At 69.1% G+C, this 17,736-nt stretch carries 9 protein-coding genes and 1 pseudogene; 2 read left to right on the top strand and 8 right to left on the bottom strand.

Going from position 1 to position 17,736, the window contains the following annotated elements:
• The first annotated feature begins 94 nt into the window (after window positions 1-94).
• Window positions 95-2,578, top strand: coding sequence for a hypothetical protein (locus tag IPG72_05540; protein MBK6768485.1), 2,484 nt, complete (start codon window positions 95-97; stop codon window positions 2,576-2,578).
• A 189-nt stretch (window positions 2,579-2,767) separates the two neighbouring features.
• Here IPG72_05540 and IPG72_05535 read toward each other — a convergent pair whose 3' ends face one another.
• From IPG72_05535 to IPG72_05520, 4 genes and pseudogenes are all read right to left on the bottom strand, one after another.
• Window positions 2,768-7,843 carry a DUF11 domain-containing protein gene (locus IPG72_05535; GenBank protein MBK6768484.1) on the bottom strand — a complete coding sequence of 1,692 codons (5,076 nt, stop codon included), beginning with the start codon at window positions 7,841-7,843 and terminating at the stop codon, window positions 2,768-2,770.
• Between the two features lie 20 nt (window positions 7,844-7,863).
• The gene (locus tag IPG72_05530) at window positions 7,864-8,544 is read right to left on the bottom strand and encodes a hypothetical protein (protein ID MBK6768483.1); all 681 of its coding nucleotides are present in this window, start codon (window positions 8,542-8,544) and stop codon (window positions 7,864-7,866) included.
• Window positions 8,498-9,598: a hypothetical protein gene (locus IPG72_05525; protein MBK6768482.1), complete on the bottom strand. Its 1,101-nt coding sequence runs from the start codon at window positions 9,596-9,598 to the stop codon at window positions 8,498-8,500. The genes IPG72_05530 and IPG72_05525 overlap by 47 nt, the downstream gene beginning before the upstream one ends.
• Before the next feature lie 3,393 nt (window positions 9,599-12,991).
• Window positions 12,992-13,213: pseudogene (locus tag IPG72_05520) on the bottom strand (DUF11 domain-containing protein).
• Between the two features lie 41 nt (window positions 13,214-13,254).
• Here IPG72_05520 and IPG72_05515 point away from each other — a divergent pair.
• Window positions 13,255-13,476, top strand: coding sequence for a hypothetical protein (locus IPG72_05515; GenBank protein MBK6768481.1), 222 nt, complete (start codon window positions 13,255-13,257; stop codon window positions 13,474-13,476).
• Here IPG72_05515 and IPG72_05510 read toward each other — a convergent pair.
• Genes IPG72_05510 through IPG72_05495 form a run of 4 tightly spaced genes read right to left on the bottom strand, consistent with a single transcriptional unit; the run spans window position 13,433 to window position 17,517 of the window.
• Window positions 13,433-14,317, bottom strand: a complete 885-nt coding sequence (locus tag IPG72_05510) for a hypothetical protein (GenBank protein MBK6768480.1) — start codon at window positions 14,315-14,317, stop codon at window positions 13,433-13,435. The genes IPG72_05515 and IPG72_05510 overlap by 44 nt on opposite strands.
• The gene (locus IPG72_05505) at window positions 14,256-15,467 is read right to left on the bottom strand and encodes a DUF11 domain-containing protein (protein ID MBK6768479.1); all 1,212 of its coding nucleotides are present in this window, start codon (window positions 15,465-15,467) and stop codon (window positions 14,256-14,258) included. Before IPG72_05505 ends, IPG72_05510 begins: the two co-directional genes overlap by 62 nt.
• Window positions 15,413-16,120 (bottom strand): hypothetical protein, encoded by a 708-nt coding sequence (locus IPG72_05500; GenBank protein ID MBK6768478.1) that lies wholly within the window; start codon window positions 16,118-16,120, stop codon window positions 15,413-15,415. The genes IPG72_05505 and IPG72_05500 overlap by 55 nt, the downstream gene beginning before the upstream one ends.
• The gene (locus IPG72_05495; protein MBK6768477.1) at window positions 16,117-17,517 is read right to left on the bottom strand and encodes a hypothetical protein; all 1,401 of its coding nucleotides are present in this window, start codon (window positions 17,515-17,517) and stop codon (window positions 16,117-16,119) included. The genes IPG72_05500 and IPG72_05495 overlap by 4 nt, the downstream gene beginning before the upstream one ends.
• Window positions 17,518-17,736 lie beyond the last annotated feature (219 nt).

The following is a 17,736-nucleotide window of genomic DNA, read 5'->3' as shown; positions in this document are numbered from 1 at the left end:
CGAAAACGTCCTCCCTGACGGGCGCGGTGTGCCGAGCGCACACCGCGGGGACAGGGAACCTTCGACAACCCACACACCCCTGGAGGGACACCCCATGCACCAGCGGCCACCGCTGGCCCTCGCAGCGCGCGCGCCCATGGCGCTCGCCGTCGCGGGCCTAGTCGCCGTCCTTGCCGTTGCGTCTTCCGCTTCCGTGCCTGCGGCGCATGCCGTCGCGCCGCCCGCTGCGGTGCCGGTGACGCAGGCCGAAGCCCCCGCCCAAGCGACCCCCGAGCCCGGGATGATCATCGTTCGCGGCGCCGTCTATTACTCCGACCGCGCCAGCGACATGAACCATCCGGCCGCCGGGGTCAAGGTCGAGGTCTACGACAAGGACGAGGGCTTCCCGGTCACGTCGCAGCTGTTGGCGACGACCTACACCGACGAAGAAGGGCGCTACGCGTCCAAGGAGGTCCCCAACGTCGATCAGGACGGGGCTTCGCGCGAGGGGACGCAGGACATCTTCCTGAAGATCTACACCGAAGGGAAGCAGGTTCGGCTCCTGCAGGCCGGCACACCGCACAGCTACGTCTGGACGAGCTATGAGCTGAACGAGCGCTCGGGCAACCGGAAGAACGTCCCGGACGGTATCGTCGGCTTCCCGTCACAGTACATCGCCGAGAAGGATCGCGAGATCGAGGCGATGTGGACGTTCGTCGACCTCGCCAGCGAATGGTTCTTCCTGCGCAATGCCGCCGGTCGCGACCCCGGCACCCTCACCGCCTATTGGTCCGCGACAAGCCAGGACGGGCCCCGCTTCGACCGCGCCGGCAAGACGCTCTACTTTCGCGACGAGGATGCCCGGAGCGGCGACCTCGTCCTTCGCTACGGTGCGTACGCGCTCCTGGACAGCCTGCTCGGCGACCAGGCGCCGGCCGCTTGGCAGGGCTGCTTCGACATCGCGCCACCCGACATCCGCTTGAAGAGCGATCCGGCGTGCGCGCTGTTGCATGGCCTCGCGGCCTTCATCCCGATCGGCGTAAAGGCCGATCCGCGCTTCAGCACGCCCGCGCTCCGAACGATGGACCTCGATGCGGCCACCAGCGGCACGCCGGACTGGGAGGACGGCGACACCGTCCCCGGACGGATCGCCGGCGCGTTCTGGGACCTGTTCGAGAAGGACGCCACGATGGACGGCACGGACGTCGGCAACGCGACGTTCAAGGAGGTTTTCGCCGTCGTCGACGCGAAGCACCCGGCCACGCTGAAGGACTGGTGGGAGGGCTGGAAGGAGATGGGCGGCGACGGCTGCCTGGCGATCGGCGCGCTCTATCAGAACACGATCAACTACAACACGCCGCCGGTCATCCAGCCGATCCCCGACGTCGTGCTCGAGGAGGACCAGACGGCCATCGTCGACCTCAAGAACTACGTCTCGGACGCCGACTGCGGCGACGACGCCCTGCGCTTCACGATGCTCGACGCCGGCGATCCGCTGGCCGGCGTCAAGCTCCTGCCGACGAACGTCATCAGCATCACGCCGGCCGCGCAGTGGTTCGGCTCGACGCGCGTGCGGATCGAGGTCTCGGACGGGCTCGTCAAGGCCGAGCTCTCGTTCAAGGTGATCGTGAACAGCATCAACGACTGTCCGAAGATCACGCCGCGCATCCCCGACCCGGCGCCGGCGCTGTGGGGCCAGATCATCGAGCTCAGCCTGCTCGGCAACGCCCAGGACACCGAGGATCCGCAGGACAAGCTCAGCTGGGATGTGGAGATCCCGCCGGACAAGGCCAAGGATGTGACCGTCACCGGCCGCGGCGGACAGCGCCTGGCGTTCCTCTTGAACGGCGGCATCAAGGAGAGCTACAGCCTGATCGTCACGCTCGTCGTGACGGACCGCGACGGCTGCAGCGCGCGCCAGGCGATCGCCCTCTACTGGTCGAACGACCGCAACACGCCGCCGTTCGTGGAGTACGACAAGCTGCGCCGCGAGTATGTGGCCCCCGTGAACACGACGATCACGGTCGACCTGACGGGCATGGCCACGGACAAGGAGGACCCGCCGCAGAACCTCGAGTGGTTCGTCCTGAACCCGGACGGCCTGCACGCCCAGGTGAACAAGACCGGCCGCCAGGTGATCGACTTCGAGCCCGACGTGGGCTTCGTCGGCAGCGACAATGCCGACCTCGAGGTCCAGGACTCCGGCGGCGCCCGCGCCACGGCCGGCATCACGCTCACGTGGCGCAGCCGGAACGAGGACGGCAACATCCCGCCCCGCATCCTGCGCGACAAACTGCGCGGCATGACCGTCGCCCGCAACCAGCAGGCGTGCTACGACCTGACGGACAAGGCCGACGATCCGGACCACAACGTGCTCTCCTTGCGCTGGTTCGCCGAGCCGTACGACTCGGACAGCCTGTTCGTTGCCGCCCAAGGCACGCGCGAGCTCTGCTTCCGGTCCCGGACGAACTTCGTCGGCTGCCTCGAGGCGAAGGTCACCGTCAAGGACCCGCGCGACGGGCAGGACACGGCGGACCTGCGGACGTGCTGGCGGAAGGCGGACTTGTTCCTGCCGTTCACGGCGGTGTCGCGGCGGTAGGTTCGAAGACCTCTGGGCATCACGTCATGATCGTCCTAAGAACCTCACCGTGATCCCTCCCCGTCTGAATCACGGAGGATCTGGTGCTCGATCTAGGTGTGCAGATTGGTCGGCGCTCGGGTCGATTTCGATCCCGTGATCCCGCCGATTCTAGCGATTTCGATCCGTCTCCGACGGGCCAGATCTGGCCTACGGACGACGCGTTCGCGTCGCCCCTACGAGGCGAAGGCGTTGCCGCCCTGCGCCCATTCGATCCTCTGTCGGCCTTACCGCCCCCCGAACCCCCCCGGCACCCCCGGGCACCGCAGCGGATCGTTCGGCTGGTACGTATCGAACACCGGGAACGCCTCGTAGCCCTTCGACTCGTCGCCCGGCAGGTCGGCGCCGGCCGAGCCGGCCGTTCCGACCCGTTCGATCGCCACCGCTCCCAGGCCGACGACGTTGCGCACGAACTGGCCGCGGGCGTCGAACACGTCGTGCTCCCAGAACACGGCGCTGACGACGGCGCTGCCGAGGAAGCCGCGGTCGAGGAAGCCGTACTGGTTGAGATCGATGTAGTCGACCTGCTTCTCGGTGACCTTCTGGCAGACCTGATCGATCAGGCCGTTCTGGTCGTAGAAGAACAGCACGAAGTCCGTGAAGCCGGGCTTCGGCACGAGGTTCGTGATCGCCAGTTCGGTGTCGATGCCGCGGTTGCCCTTGGCGATGAGAGGGAACGCCAGCACGCCCGCGCCGGAGGCCGTCCCGCCCGTGCCGCTGCCGAGCTGCCAGTCGTAGAGCAGGCACTCCCCTTGTGCGTTGTAGGCGATCGCCTCGCGCCGCGTCGTGCGCGCCGGGTCGCTCCAGCGCTCCATGAGCGCCACGGCCACGATGCGCGGCGCAAGGACGTTCGGACCGCCCGGCGTGATCCACTCGGCGCTCTCGACGCGCGCGCTGCCCGCCCACGAGCCGGGAATGTTGGCGATGACGGGCAGGAAGAACGTCTGGCTGCCACGCGGGCAGACCCAGTCCACCAGCGTCGTGATGATGTCGCCGCCGCGGTCGAGGAAGTAGACCTTCACCTTGGCCGCCAGGGTCGGGTCGAGGTTCTGGACCTGAATCGCGGTGTCCCAGCCCTGGTATTCGGAGTATGTCAGCGGCAGATAGGCGATCTGGTTGCCGGCACTGAACCCGAGCGCGAACACGTCGGCCGCGACGCCGTTGTAGGACGTGAAAGTGGTTCGGGCCCATCGTGTCGACGACGATGCCGAGCGGCTGTGTCGAGCGGATGTGGGCCGAGCCGAGCCAGTCCGGTCCGACGACCGTGGCCGGATCGAAGCATACCGTCTCGCCCGGGCTGAGGGTGAGGACGTCGGCCAGCGTGTTGCGCAGGCACTCGTCCTGGCCCTTGAACCAGAGCTCGAGCGAGGTGCACTCGTCACCCGAGTTCTGGATACAGACCTTGGAGCTCAATCCACCCTTGCCGGCGAAGACGAGCGGAGCGTAGAACATCCGCGCCCCGCTGACCGGATCGCGCGCGCCTTCCTGATCGCTCGAAATGCCCGTGTAGACGGCGTTGGACATCACGTTCGGGTCGGCGGCGTCCGGGCAGGAGCGGTTGACGGTCGCCGCGATCGGCTCGCCCTGGTGCGCCTTGAAGTCGAGGACGATCTGGTGCAGGCCGCTGCCGTCGAACGGGCTGCGGTAGACGCGCTGGCGGCGGTACGCCAGATCGAACACGCTCCACTGCTTCCAGTTGCCGACGACGTGCGTCATCAGCGCGTCGCAGACCTCGAGGTCGAAGCGCGACTCGTTGCCGTCCACGTTCATCACGATGTCAGTGGCATTCACGGAGTACAGCACAGCGCTGCGCGCGGCGGAGGGGAGCTGTGAGGCGGTGAAGGTCCAGGAGGAGCCGGGGCGCAGCAGGCCGCCGCACTCGACCTTGAGCGGGCCGGCGGCTTGTGGGGGACAGAAGCTCTCTTCGCCCCAGACGACCAGGATGACCTTCGTGTCCTTGCGGCCGAGGTTCTGGACTTGGACGAGTGTCGGGCACGTCGGGCCGCCGAGGACGGGCAGCTGGAGGCGCCAGTCCACGCCGGCGCACGGGACGTCGATGACGGCCGTGTCGTCGTCCGTCACGTCGTCCAGGCACGGGAGGTCCGTCCGGCCCGAGTTCACCGGGTTGGCGGTGACGGTCACGGTGTCGGTGATCTCGCCGCAGTCCCACTTCAGGAGAGCGTGATCCACGGTCACCTTCCGGTTCACGGTCTCGCCCGGCTTCAACGGCGTGTTCGGATCGGCACCCGACGTGATCGTGTCCGAGTAGATTTCTGTCGGCTCCATCGTCCGCGTGTCGAGGACGTCGGACAGGAAGATGTCGTCCAGGAACGTCGTGCCCGTGTTCGTCACCTCGAAGCAGAACGTGATCGGCTGCCCCGTCTGGTTGAACACGCCCGCGCTGATGTTCACGCCCGGGCACTTCCCGTCGAATGACACCGTCTTGATCACCTGGATCCGCGGGCACTCGATCGTCGTCAGCGCGACGGCCGCGTTGTTCGCCCCGTTCGGGTCAATCGTCGGGGTCCGCGGACCGCCGTCGATGCCCGGGAACGGCTGCGGGGCGGGCGGCCACCCGCCGGTCAGCCCGCGCGGGGCGTCGTTCCGCCGTGTCTCGACGCGCGCCGTGTTCGCCGCCTGCTGGCCGCACGCCGCGTCCAGGCGCACCGTCGTCGTGATCCGGATCGTGACCGGCGCGCTGCCCGCGTTCACCCGCCCGAGCTCCGTCGTGCCGCTGTTGTTCACGTCGTTCCCGACGCGGATCGTGATCCAGCCGTCGTCGCGCACCTCTATGACCTGGCCGCGGCTGACGATGACGTTCACCAGCGCCGGATCGACGGCGACAAAGTTCGCGGGAAGCTGGTCGACGACGTATACGTCCGCCGCGTCCGCCGGCCCATTGTTCGTCACGACGAGGTCGTAGGTGATCGTCCCGCCCGGTGCCACCGGGTCGCACGTCAGGAAGCCCGCGGCGTCATCGGCCTTCGTGAGGGACAAGTCCGCTTCGGCCGTGATCAACGTCTGATGACGGTCCGTGTTGTTCTGGAAGCGGAAGTCCGTCGTCGAGGATGAGATCGTCGCCGTGTCCTCCGCCAACAGGTCCGTCCCGTCGAGCACGTAGCCCGCATCGACGCGCGTGATCAAGTAGAAGCCGTACTGGCGATTCGGCACGAGCGTGCCCGTCCCCGCCGTCGGGATCACCGCCTCGTTGCCCACCTGCAGCCGCGTCACCGTCACCGTGTTCGGCAAGGTGAGACTGCACGTTACGATGTCGTCCGGGTCGATCGGCTCGCACCGCACGAATGTCTCGCCCAGGATGCCGGGCTGCTTGAAGTCCAGTAGGTCCCTCACCCCGACGTTCACCGCTGTCGACGGCCCGTTGTTGCCGATCGTGATCTGATAGCGGTGCTCGTTGCCCGCGATCGCCAGGTCCGGCTCGAACGGCCGGTCCAGTGCCGCGTCCGCCGGCACGTCCACCTTCTCGACGGACACGTCCGCCACCGCGGTCGCCGTGGTGAGGTTCACGGCCGCGTTCGCGTTGCCCGTCGGGCCGCACGCCACGCACGGGTCCCACGTGATCGGCCGCGTCGGGTCCACGCCCGGGATCGCCGGCGACGCGCCCGGCGGCACGACGTTTGACCCGCTCTGCAGCGCCGTAGCCGTGTTCGTCAGGAGCGTGCCTGTCGGAACGGACGGGTCGACGAGGACGTACAGGTCGAACGTCTCGCGCGCCCCGGCCACCATGTCGCCGAGGTCGCAGAACAGCAGCTGCTGGTTCACCGAGTCCGGGCGGCAACTGGCGCCGTCTGCCCTGAGGAACGTCACGGGCCCCGGCACCGGCGCAGCCGGCAGGTTCTCCTGGATCGTCACGTTCCGGCCGTCCGACGGGCCATTGTTCTGGACCTGGATCTGGTAGCGCAGGACCTTGCCGGCCGTCACCTGGTTCGCCACGTCCGTGACGATGAACTGGTGGAACGGGGCGTTGTACGCGGTCACCACCTGCCCTACGGCGCTCTTGGAAACGCCCATGTCGGCGGCGGCCAGCACCGTGTTCTGCGTGAAGCCGTAGTTGTTGACGTTGCTGATGTCCAGCGTATCGGACGTCGTCCACGCATCGTTCTCGAGGATGGCGCCGGGCGCCAGGTTCGCGTCCGTCACGACCTGGAAGTTGATGAACATCGACTGGCCGACGAGCAGGCTGCCGAGGCCGCACGTCATCTTGTCCAGCGCGATGCCCGGCGTCCCGGTCGCACACGGCGTCGGCAGCACCGTCACGAGGCCGTTGGGGACGCTCCGCTCGACGATCAGGCTGCCCTGATAGAACCGCACGCCCGCTGGCAGCCGGTCGTACAGCACGACGTTCTCGGCGACCGAGGGCCCGTTGTTGCGGACCGTGACCTGGTAGTGGATCCGCCGGCCGGCTGTCACGCGCGTCGAGACGAAGTAGTTCGGCCCGGTCGGGAAGGGCTGGTTGAAGATCGCGTTGTTGAACATCAGCCCGGGCTGGTTGACCTGCTGCTCCTCGCCTTCGGCGCTCTTCGTCACGGACAGGTCTGCCACGGACTCGGCGCGGAGCTCGACGGTCGCGAGATTGTTCGACGTGTTCGGATCGGGCGTCAGCGCGTGCGCGCGGACGGTGTTCGTCGTCTGGAGGTCGGTGCGGGCGACGAGGCGGAACGACGCACGCAGGCGCCCCTGGTGCCCGCCGCTGGGCGGTGGCGAGCCTACGACGCCGACCGGGTCGAGGCGGTTCGTGGAGAACGTCCCGATGTCCGAGCCGAACTGCGTCGACACCACGTTGCCCGTCGTGCACGTGAACTGCGTGATCGCGCCGCCGCCCTGGCTGACCGAGAACGCGCACGATTGGATGCTCACGCTGTTGCTGGACAGGAACGTGTCCGTGATCGTGACATTGCGCGCCACGGACGGGCCGAGGTTGTCGACGTAGATCGTATAGGTGAAGATCTCGCCCGCCCGGACCGGGTTGTGGGTGGACTCGACGAACTTCGTCACCCGCAGGTCCGCCAGGTCCTTGACCAGGTCCGTCTCGGTGTCGCAGTTGTTCGTCAGATCGGGGTCGATGAAGTTCACGACCACGACGCACGCCGTGTTCGAGATCGGCAGATCGCCCGTCGGCGCCGTCGCGACGAACGACGGGCTGATCGTGAACGCCAGCTGGAAGCGCGCCTCGCCAAACGCCGCGACGTCGATGCCCGTGCACGTCACGGTGGCCGGCCCGCTAACGCCTAGTGGCGTGCACACCGGTATGGCGCGCCGCCGATCTGCGTTTCGATCGACGTGTCGGCGACGAACCGCGCGCCGGCCGGCACGCTGTCTGTCACGGTGAGGTCGGCCAACGGGATGGCCCCCGGGTTGTTGACCACGATGTCGCAGATCCACTGCTGGCCGGCGATGACGACGTCCGGGTCCTGGGTCGGCGAGCCGGCGATCGGCCGGGCATAGCACGACTTCACCAGCGAGATGTCGACGACGATCGCCTCGAACGCGCCGATGTCGAAACCGATGCCTTGCGGACGTGTGCCGCCCCGCTGGTCCGTCGGCAGGCCAAAGGCGGCATCCGCGGCGTCCAACGCCGGACTGCCGGCCCCGATGGCCATCGTCGGGGTGTTGCCGGGCGCGGTGATCTGTAGCGGGCCAAGCTGCGGGTCACCGGTCTGTACCAGGCCGGCGCAGGGCGAGAACGGACCGTTCGCCACGCCGGGCTGCTCCATGAGATTGCCGCTGCCGCTCTGCGAGATGCTTCCGCCGTTGTTCGTCGACACCACGCAGCTGTAGCCGTTCGCCGGCGCATTCGGATTGGCCAGGATCGAGTTGCGCAACTCGAAGTTGGCCGTTGCGCCATCGCCGAGGACCCAGATGTCAGCGAACCCGGTCCCTCTGTTGTTGCTGAACGTGCTGTGGGTCACGCGCAATACGCCGTTGCGGACTCATGATGGCGGGCGTTGCCACCCGGCCGCGGGAAGATGCCCGGCAAGCCGGGGACCGTCGGCGGCCACCGAAGGCGCCGTTGTCGGCGAAGGTGCTGTTCCGGACGATCACAGAGCCGCTTTCGTTGAAGATCACCGAGCCCACGCCGGTGCCGGCACCGCCGGTGGTCGCGCTCGCATCGCCACCGCCGAAACCAGGCGAGCCGACCGAGCCGCCGCTGGGGCCGGCCGCGCCGGCGCCGCCGCCGAAGCCGCCGTTTCCGCCGTTGCCGTTTGGACCACCCGAGCCACCACCGCCGCCGAAACCGCCCGAGCCGCCCGAGCCCGCGTTGCCCTGCGCCGAGGCGGCACCGCCGCCGCCGCCGCCACCGTAGTTGCCGTTGCCGCCGGAGCCGCCGACGTTGCCGGCGCCCACCTGGAAGCCACCGCCGCCGCCGCCGCCGCCAACGCAGGCGCCGGGCACGCCGTTCACCGCGCCGGTGTTGTCCCCGCCCTTGCCGCCACAGTTCGCGCCACCGGCACCGCCGGCGCCCGAGCCGGCGCCATCGGCACCGTTGTCCCGCGTGCCGCCGCCGCCGCCGCCGGAGTTGGCGCCGTCACCGCCGTTGCCGCGCGCGCCGCCGCCGCCGCCGCCAGCGTTGCCGGAGCCGAACGCGACGTCGTTGCCGCCGTTGCCGCTGAGGCCACCGCCGCCGCCACCGCCGGCGATCGTCGTCTGTTGCGACCCGCTGCCGCCGATGGCGTTGTTCTCGCTGAACGTGCTGTTCTCGATGGTCACGCTGGCTGCGCGGTTATAGATCGCGCCGCCGGCGCCCATGCCGCCGCCACCCCCTTCGCTGCCGTTGCCGCCGCGGCCGCGGAAGTTCTTGACATGCAGGTTCTGGATGGTCAGGTTGCCGCCGGGCAGCACGTCGAAGGCGCGCACGTTCAGGCTGCCCTGCCGCTCGAGTCGGGCGCCGTTGCCCTGGATGATCATCCCTGTGGTGACCGGCGGGTTGACCGAGGGCCCGACCTCATTGCCGACGTTCGCCACATCGCCTGTCACGATGTAGACGGCGTTCGCCGCCAGGACGATCGTGTCCGTGCCGTTTCCGGGCGCGCAGCCCGTCGTGACCTCGCTGCCGCCGCCGTCCGTCGCCGTGTTCGTGTCCCGGTTGGCGGAGAAGATGGCTTCCTGAAGCGAGCAGAGGCCGTCCGACGTGATGTCCTGCGTGAGCTGGCTTGACGGTGATCGTCGCGCCGAGGGCGTGGAGGGCCTTGGGCGCGACGGCCTTGGGCGCGCGCGCGGCGCCAGCCGTGTCTGGGGCGCCGGACGCGCCGAGCCAGAGGAGAGGCGCCACCGCCGCGACGAACGCGACGATGCGTGGGGCGAGCGCGCGCTGTCGCAACGTTGTCGCTCGACTCGGAATCATGAGGAGCGTCATCGTCCATCTCCGTAATATGCCGTGGGGCGGCCGGATCGCGAGTTGCAGGCTGTTGATCACACGGCGCCTCTGCAAACAGGGCACCGGCTCGATGGTACGCACACACGCACAACATGTCGCCACGGCGCGACATGCGCGTTCGCGATCTGCAACGCGCGGTTCGCCGTCCGGATACGGGCGCAGGCGGGTCAGATCATCGCCGCGCACGAGCCGCCCGGACGGCGATCTGGCCGTCGCGCGACGCGGACGGGGCCGGGTCGATGATCCGACCCGGCCCCGCAGCAGTGCGATTCGATTTGGCTCAACGCCGCGACTCGGTGCGCTCGTTTGGGCTGTCGGCCTGCGGGCGACGTGCATGCGTCGCCCCTACGGGGGCCGGAGGCGGTTGCCTACCGCCCCCCGAACCCACCCGGCATGCCCGGGCAGCTCAGCGCGTCCTCGGGCGCGAAGAAGTCGAACACCGGGAACGCCTCGTAGCCCTTGCTCTCGTCGCCCGGTGCGTCCGTCGCGCCGCTCGTCGACCCGATCCGCTCGATCGCCGTCGCGCCCAGCCCGACGACGTTCCGCTCGAAGTTGCCCCGCGCGTCGAACACGTCGTGCTCCCAGAACACCGCGCTGATCACCGCCGAGCCAAGGAAGCCCCGGTTGATGTTCCCGTACCCGTCCAGGTCGACGTAGTCCACCTGCTTCTCCGTGATCTTCTGGCAGATCTGGTCGATCAGCCCGTTCTGGTCGTAGATGAAGATCACGAAGTCCGTGAAGCCCGGCTTCGGCACCAGGTTCGTCACCGCGAACTCGCTCTTGATCCCCCGGTTGTACTTGGCGATCAGCGGCAGCGCCAGCACGGCCGCGCCGCTCGCCGTTCCGCCCGTCCCGCTGCCCAGCTGCCAGTCGTACAGCAGGCACTCGCTCTGCCCGTTGTAGGCGATCGCCTCCCGCCGCGTCGTCCGCGCCGGGTCGCTCCAGCGCTCCATCAGCATCACCGCCGTGATCGGCGGCGCCAGCACGTTCGGCCCGCCCGGCGTGATCCACTCCTGGCTCTCCGCCCGCGCGCTCCCCGCCCACATCCCCGGCAGGTTCGCGATCACCGGCAGGAAGAACGTCTGCGTGCCCCGCGGGCAGATCCAGTCCACCAGCGTCGTCACGATGTCGCCGCCCCGGTCAAGGAAGTACACCTTCACCTTGGCCGCCACCACCGCGCTCATGTTCTGGACCTGAATGGCCGAGTCCCAGCCCTGGTACTCACTGTACGTCAGCGGCAGGAAGCTCACCTGGTTGCCGTAGCTGAAGTTCAGCGCGTCCACGTCCGCCGGCACGCCGTTGTAGCTCGTGAAGTGGTTCCCGCCCATCGTGTCCACGATCACCCCGAGCGGCTGCGTGCTCCGGATCCAGGCGCTGCCCAGCCAGTCCGGGCCGATCACGCCGTTCGGGTCGAAGCACACCGTCTCGCCCGGCGCCAGCGAGAGCACGTCGCCGATCACCGCCCGCAGGCAGTCGTCCTGCGCCTTGAACCAGATCTCGAGCGACGTGCACTCCGTCCCCGAGTTCTGGATGCAGACCTTGCTGTTCAACCCGCCCTTGGCCGCGAACACGAGCGGCGCGTAGTACATGAACGCCCCGCCCCGCGGGTCCCGCGCACCTTCCTGGTCGCTCGACACGCCCGTGTAGGCCGCGTAGTCCTTCAGGTTGGCGTCCACCGCATCCGGACAGCCACGGTTCACCGTCACCGCCAGCGGCTCGCCCTGGTTCTTCGCGAAGTCCAGCACCACCTGGTGCAGCCCGCTCTGGTCCCACTCGCCGTAGTACGTCCCCTGGTAGCGGTACGCCTCGTCGAACGACGTCCACTGGTCCGCGCTGCCCGCAAACGTCAGCGCCTCCTCACACACCACGTCCGCGAACCGGCGCAGGTTCCCCTGCTTGTTCCGGACCTGGTTGTTCGCGTTCGTCGAGTAGACCATCGCGCTCCGCGCCGCCGCCGGCAACTGGCTGGCCATGAACGTCCACGCGCTCCCGGGCCGCAGCAGGCCGCTGCACTCCGCCTTCAGCGGTCCCGCCGACTGCGGCGGGCAGAAGCTCGGATCGCCCCAGAACACCAAGAGCGCCTTCGTGTCCTTCTCGCCGACGTTCTGCACCTGGATGATCGTCTCGCAGCCTTCGCCGCCGACCACCGGCAGCTGCAGCCGCCAGTCCACACCCGCGCACGGCACGTCGACCGTCGCAGCGTCCGTGTCCGTCACGTCTTCCAGGCACGGCAGGTCCGTCCGACCCGAGTTCACCGGGTTGGCCGTCACCGTCACCGTGTCGGTGATCCGCCCACAATCCCACTTCAGCAGCGCATGGTCCACCGTCACCTTGCGGCTCACGGTCTCGCCCGGCTTGAGCGGCGTGTTCGGGTCAGCACCCGCGGTGATCGTGTCCGAGTAGATCTCCGTCGGCTCCATCGTCCGCGTGTCGATCACATCCGACACGAACACTTCGTCCAGGAACGTCGTGCCGGTGTTCGTGATCTCGAAGCAGAACGTGATCGGCTGCCCCGTCTGGTTGAACACGCCGGCGTTGATGTTCACGCCCGGGCACTTCCCGTCGAACGACACCGTCTTGATCACCTGGATCCGCGGGCACTCGATCGTCGTCAGCGCCACGGCCGCGTTGTTCGCGCCGTTCGGGTCCGCCGTCGGCGTCCGCGGCCCGCCGTCGATGCCCGGGAACGGCTGCGGCGCCGGCGGCCACACCGGTCGGGCCGCCGCGTCGTTCCGCCGCGTCTCCACGCGCGCCTGGTTGGCCGCCTGCTGGCCGCACGCCGCGTCCTTGCGCACCGTCGTCGTGATCCGGATCGTCACCGCCGCGCTGCCCGCGTTCACCCGGCCCAGCTGCGGCACGCCTGAGTTGTTCACGTCGTTGCCGACGCGGATCGTGATCTGGCCGTCGTCGCGGATCTCGATCACTTGGCCGCGACTCACCGTCACGTCCACGAGCGTCGGATCGGCGACGACGAACTGCCACGGCAGCTGGTCGACGACGTAGACGTCCGCCGCGTCCGATGGGCCGTTGTTCGTCACCGTCAGGTCGTAGGTGATCGTCCCACCCGGCGCCACCGGGTCGCAGTTCAGGAAGCCGGCCGCGTCGTCCGACTTCGTGATGGACAGGTCCGCCTCGGCGACGATCAGCGTATGGTGGCGGTCGAGGTTGTTCTGCGTGCGGAAGTCCGTCGTCGTCGTCGTGATGTTCGCCTTGACGAGCGTCCTGGAACGAGCGTTCGCCGCCCGTGCCGGCGGTGGGGATCACCGCCTCGTTGCCCACCTGCAGCCGCGTCACCGTCACCGTGTTCGGCCCCGTGAACGCGCACGTCACCTGGTCGTCCGGGTCGATCGGCTCGCAGCGCACGAACGTCTCGCCCAGGATGCCCGGCTGCTTGAGGTCCAGCAAGTCGGTCACCCCGACGTTCACCGCCGTCGACATGCCGTTGTTGCCGATCGTGATCTCGTAGCGGTGCTCGTTGCCGGCCAGGCGCTGCCTGTCCGGCCGAAGCCGTTCCGTCCAGATCGGTCCGCGCCGGCACATCCGTCTTCGTGATGAACACGTCCGCCACGGCGTTCACCGTGGTCAGGTTCGTGGCCGTGTTCGCCTGTACCGGCCGCAGGCCACACGGATCCCACGTGATCGGCCGCGTCGGGTCCTCCCCCGGGATCGCCGGCGGCGCGCCCGGCGGGACGACGTTCGACCCGCTCTGCAGCGCCGTCGCTCGTGTTCGTCAGGACCGTGCCGGTCGGCACCGACGGGTCGACCAGGACGTAGATGTCGAACGTCTTGCGCGCCCCGGCCACCATGTAGCCCAGGTCGCAGACCACGATCTGCTGGTTCACGTCGTCCGGCCGGCACACTGCCCCGTCCGCGCGCAGGAACGTCACCGGCCCCGGCAGCGGCGACGTCGGCAGGTTCTCTTGGATCGTCACGTTCCGGCCGTCGGATGGGCCGTTGTTCTGGACCTGGATCTGGTAGCGCAGGATCATGCCCGCCGTCACTGTGTTCGCCTCGTCCGTCACGATGAACTCGTGCAGCGTGGCGTTGTACGACGTCACGACCTCGCCGACCGCCGACTTCAACACGCCCATGTCCGCCGCCGCCAGCACCGTGTTCTGCGTGAAGACGTAGTTGTCCGAGTTGTCGATGTCGAACTGATCGGCCGTCACCTGCGCGTCGTTCTCGACGATCGAGCCCGGCTCGAGGCCCGAGTCGGTGATCACCTCGAACACGACCGTCACCGTGTCACCCGCTCCCGCCCCGCCGGTGAGCAGCGTGCCCAGCCCGCACGTCAGCTGGTCGTTCACGTCGCCGGGCGTGCCGGTGTTGCACGCCGCCTGCCGGCAGCAGCACAGGCGGCGCCGCCCCGGCCGGGTCCCGCGTCACCGTCAGGCTGCCCTGGTAGTAGCGCACCCCCGCCGGCAACCGGTCCGTCAGCACGACGTTCTCCGCCCTGCTCGGCCCGTTGTTCGTCACGACGAGCGTGTACCGGATCCGCCGCCCGGCCGTCACGCGGATGGACGAGAAGTAGTTCGGCGCCGTCGGGAACACCTGCCCGAACACGGCGTTGTTGAAGATCAGCCCCGGCTGGTTCGTCTGCTGCTCCTCGGCGGTGGCGCTCTTCGTGACCGACACGTCCGACACCGCCGTGACGGAGATCGTGTCCATCGCCATGTTGTTGGACATGTCGAGGTCGGGCGTGGCGGACGTGACGCGCACCGTGTTCGTCAGGTCGATCTGCCCGCGGGCGACGAGGCGGAACGAGGCGCGCAGCCGCCCCTGGCTCGTCGGGCTGAGCGGGTCGAGGATGTTCGTGCGGAACGTCCCGATGTCCGACCCGAACTGCGTGCTGACCAACGGACCCGTCGTGCACGTGAACTGCGTGATCGCCCCGCCGCCCTGGCTGACGCTGAACGCGCAGCTCTGGATGCTCACGTTGCTGCTGTTCAGCAGCGTGTCGCTGATCACGACGTTGCGCGCCACCGACGGGCCGAGGTTGTCCACGAAGATCGTGTACGTGAAGATCTCGCCGGCCCGCACGGTGTCGTGCGGCTCCGAGATCTTCGTAACCTTCAGGTCCGCCAGCTCCTTGACGAGGTCCGTTTCGGTGTCGCAGTTGTTCGCCACGTTGGGGTCGATGAACGCGCCCGGTCGGATACACGCCCTGTTCGAGATCGGGAGCTCGCCGGTCGTCGTCAGCGCCACGAAGTCCGCGTCCACGACGAACGCCATCTGGAACGTCGTCTGGCTGAACGGCAGGACGTCGATGCCGACGCACGTCACGATCCCGGGTCCTTGGAGCGGCGTCGGCGAGCACGACGCGGCCCGCCGCCAGTCGTTCGCGTCGCCCGAGGCCGTGGAGGCGACGAACCGCAGGTCCGCGCTGACCGTGTCATTGATGATCAGGTCTTGAACGGCACGCCGCTTGGGTTCGACACCGTGATATCGCAGATCCATTGCTGGCCGGCGATCACGACGTCCGGATCCTGCGTCGGCGACCCGGCGATCGGCCGCGCGTAGCACGACTTCGTGATCGAGAGGTCGACGAGGATCGCCTCGAACGCGCCGATATCGAAGCCGGCACCTTGCGGCCGCGGAACGCCGCGCTGGTCCGTCGGCAGGCCCTGGGCCGCGTCGGCGGTGTTGAACGCCGAGCTCGTCTCGTTGATCGCCATCGTCGGCGTGTTGCCGGGCGCATTGATCTGGAGCGGACCGAGCACCGGATCGGTCGTCACGGCGACGCCGGGGCATGCACCCGCGCCACCCGAGTTGCTGCCGATCAGGTTGCCGCTGCCGAGCTTGGTGAGCGCGCCGCCACCACCGGGCTGGAACGCGGTGCACTCGCTCGCGCCGTTGCCGAACAGAATCGAGTTGCGGAGGTTGAACGTGGCGGTCTGGCCACTGTCGGTCCAGATGCCGAGCGCCCATCGCTCGCCCGTGCCCGGCGGCAGGCGACCTGGAGTTGGTTGAACGTTGCGTGGATGACGTCGAGGGTGCCGTTGCGGGACCAGATGGCCGCCGCCGCCCACACCGGACGAGCCGGAGGCCGAGGCGCCTCGGGGTCCGGAAACTGCGGTGTTGCCGAAGAACGTGCTGTTGCGCACCGTCACGTTGCCGCTGTCGCTGAAGATGGCGCCGCCGAGCCCCGAGCCGCCGCCGCCGCCGCCGGTCCCACGTTGCCGCCGACGCCGAAGAACCCACCCACGCCCGCCGTGCCGCCCGTGCTGCCGCGGGCGCCGCCGCCGGCGCCGTAGCCGCCGCTGCCGCCGTTGCTCGTGCCCACCGCGCCCGCGCCGCCGCCGCCGCCGAAGCCGCCGTTGCCGCCGCTGCCGCCGTTGGCCTGGCTGCTCGCGCCGCCGCCGCCGCCGGCGCCGCCGTAGTTGCCGTTGCCGCCCGCGCCGCCGTTCACGCCGGCGCCCGTGCCCTGCGCGCCGCCGCCGCCGGCGCCGCCGGAGCAAAAGCCGTTGTTGGCCGCGTTGTTCGGGAAGTCGCCGCCCTTGCCGCCGCAGTTGAAGCCGCCGTTGCCGCCGACGCCGCCGGCGCTGCCATCGACGCCGTTGAGCGCTGTGCCGCCGCCACCGCCGCCCGAGTTCGGGCCGTTCCCGCCGCGGCCACGGGCGCCGCCGCCGCCACCGCCGCCGTTCCCGGCGCCGACCGCCACGTCGTTGCCGCCCATCGAGGACGTCGACATCCCGCCGCCGCCGCCGCCGCCGGCGGTGCCCGTCACGGCGGCGCCTGCGCCGCCGGTGGCGTTGTTCGCCTCGAACGTGCTGTTCTCGACCGTCAGGATGCCGTTGCGGACGTAGATCGCACCGCCGGCGCCCATGCCGCCGCCGCCGCCGTCGGAGCCGGGTCCGCCCTGGGCCTTGAAGCCCTTGATATGCAGGTTCTGGATCGTCAGGTTGCCCTGGGCGTGGGAGACCTCAAGGCCGACCTGCTGGTTCACCATGAAGGCGCGGACGACGCCGACCGTCCCCGCCGTCCGCTCGAAGCGCGCACCGTTGCCCTGGATCGTGATCGTGGACGTGACGGACGGCGTGGCCGTCAGCCCGGCCGGGTTGAACTGGTCCTGGGCGACCCCGTTCTGGACGCCGGAGGCGACCGATCCGTTCGTCGTATACACCGCGTTCGCCGCCAGCACGATCGTGTCGGCGCCGCTGCCCGGCGTACACCCCGTGGTGATCTTCGGGCCGTTCAGGCTGTTCGGGTTGATCGCCACCGCCGCATCGAAGTTGGCGGCGAAGATCGCCTCCTGCAGCGAGCAGTCCGCGTCGCTGTTGACCTCCTGATCCGTCGTGTTCACGACGATCGTCGCGCCGAGCGCCTGCGCCTCCTGGACACTGTCCGGAGCGCCATGCTGCTGCTGCGCCCGGACGGCGCTGGTCGACGCGCCGCCCGGCGCACCGAGCGCGAGGAAGGCCAGCGCGCAGCACGCGAGCGCGATGACGCGGATGTACCTTGCGGCCTTGTTGGCCAGGAACGAACCGGCAAGCGGCAGGCGGCGCATGGATCTGCTCCCTATTCGTGACGGCACGGTCGTATGGTGGTCGGTCGTCGACGTTGCGTGTGCCTGAAGGTTGCGCGGCCGCATGGCGGCATACAGCAACGACGCGGCGGTGGCCGCGCTGTATGAATCAACGATGAGTATGTCCTGATGGATACGGCCGCCAAGCTTAAGGAATGCTCATCGACCTGCCAGCCGTTCTGACGCTGCCCGGTCCGGCGA

The sequence above is a fragment of the Candidatus Avedoeria danica genome (assembly GCA_016703025.1).
Classification (GTDB): domain Bacteria; phylum Chloroflexota; class Anaerolineae; order Epilineales; family Epilineaceae; genus Avedoeria; species Avedoeria danica.
This window is presented reverse-complemented; position numbering and strand designations above follow the sequence as displayed.

Bases quoted from the DNA above. Each gene is read 5' to 3' on its own strand.
- IPG72_05540 (MBK6768485.1), top strand. From the start codon at position 95: ATGCACCAGCGGCCACCGCTGGCCCTCGCAGCGCGCGCGCCCATGGCG.
- IPG72_05505 (MBK6768479.1), bottom strand. From the start codon at position 15,467: ATGGATCTGCGATATCACGGTGTCGAACCCAAGCGGCGTGCCGTTCAA.
- IPG72_05495 (MBK6768477.1), bottom strand. From the start codon at position 17,517: ATGCGCCGCCTGCCGCTTGCCGGTTCGTTCCTGGCCAACAAGGCCGCA.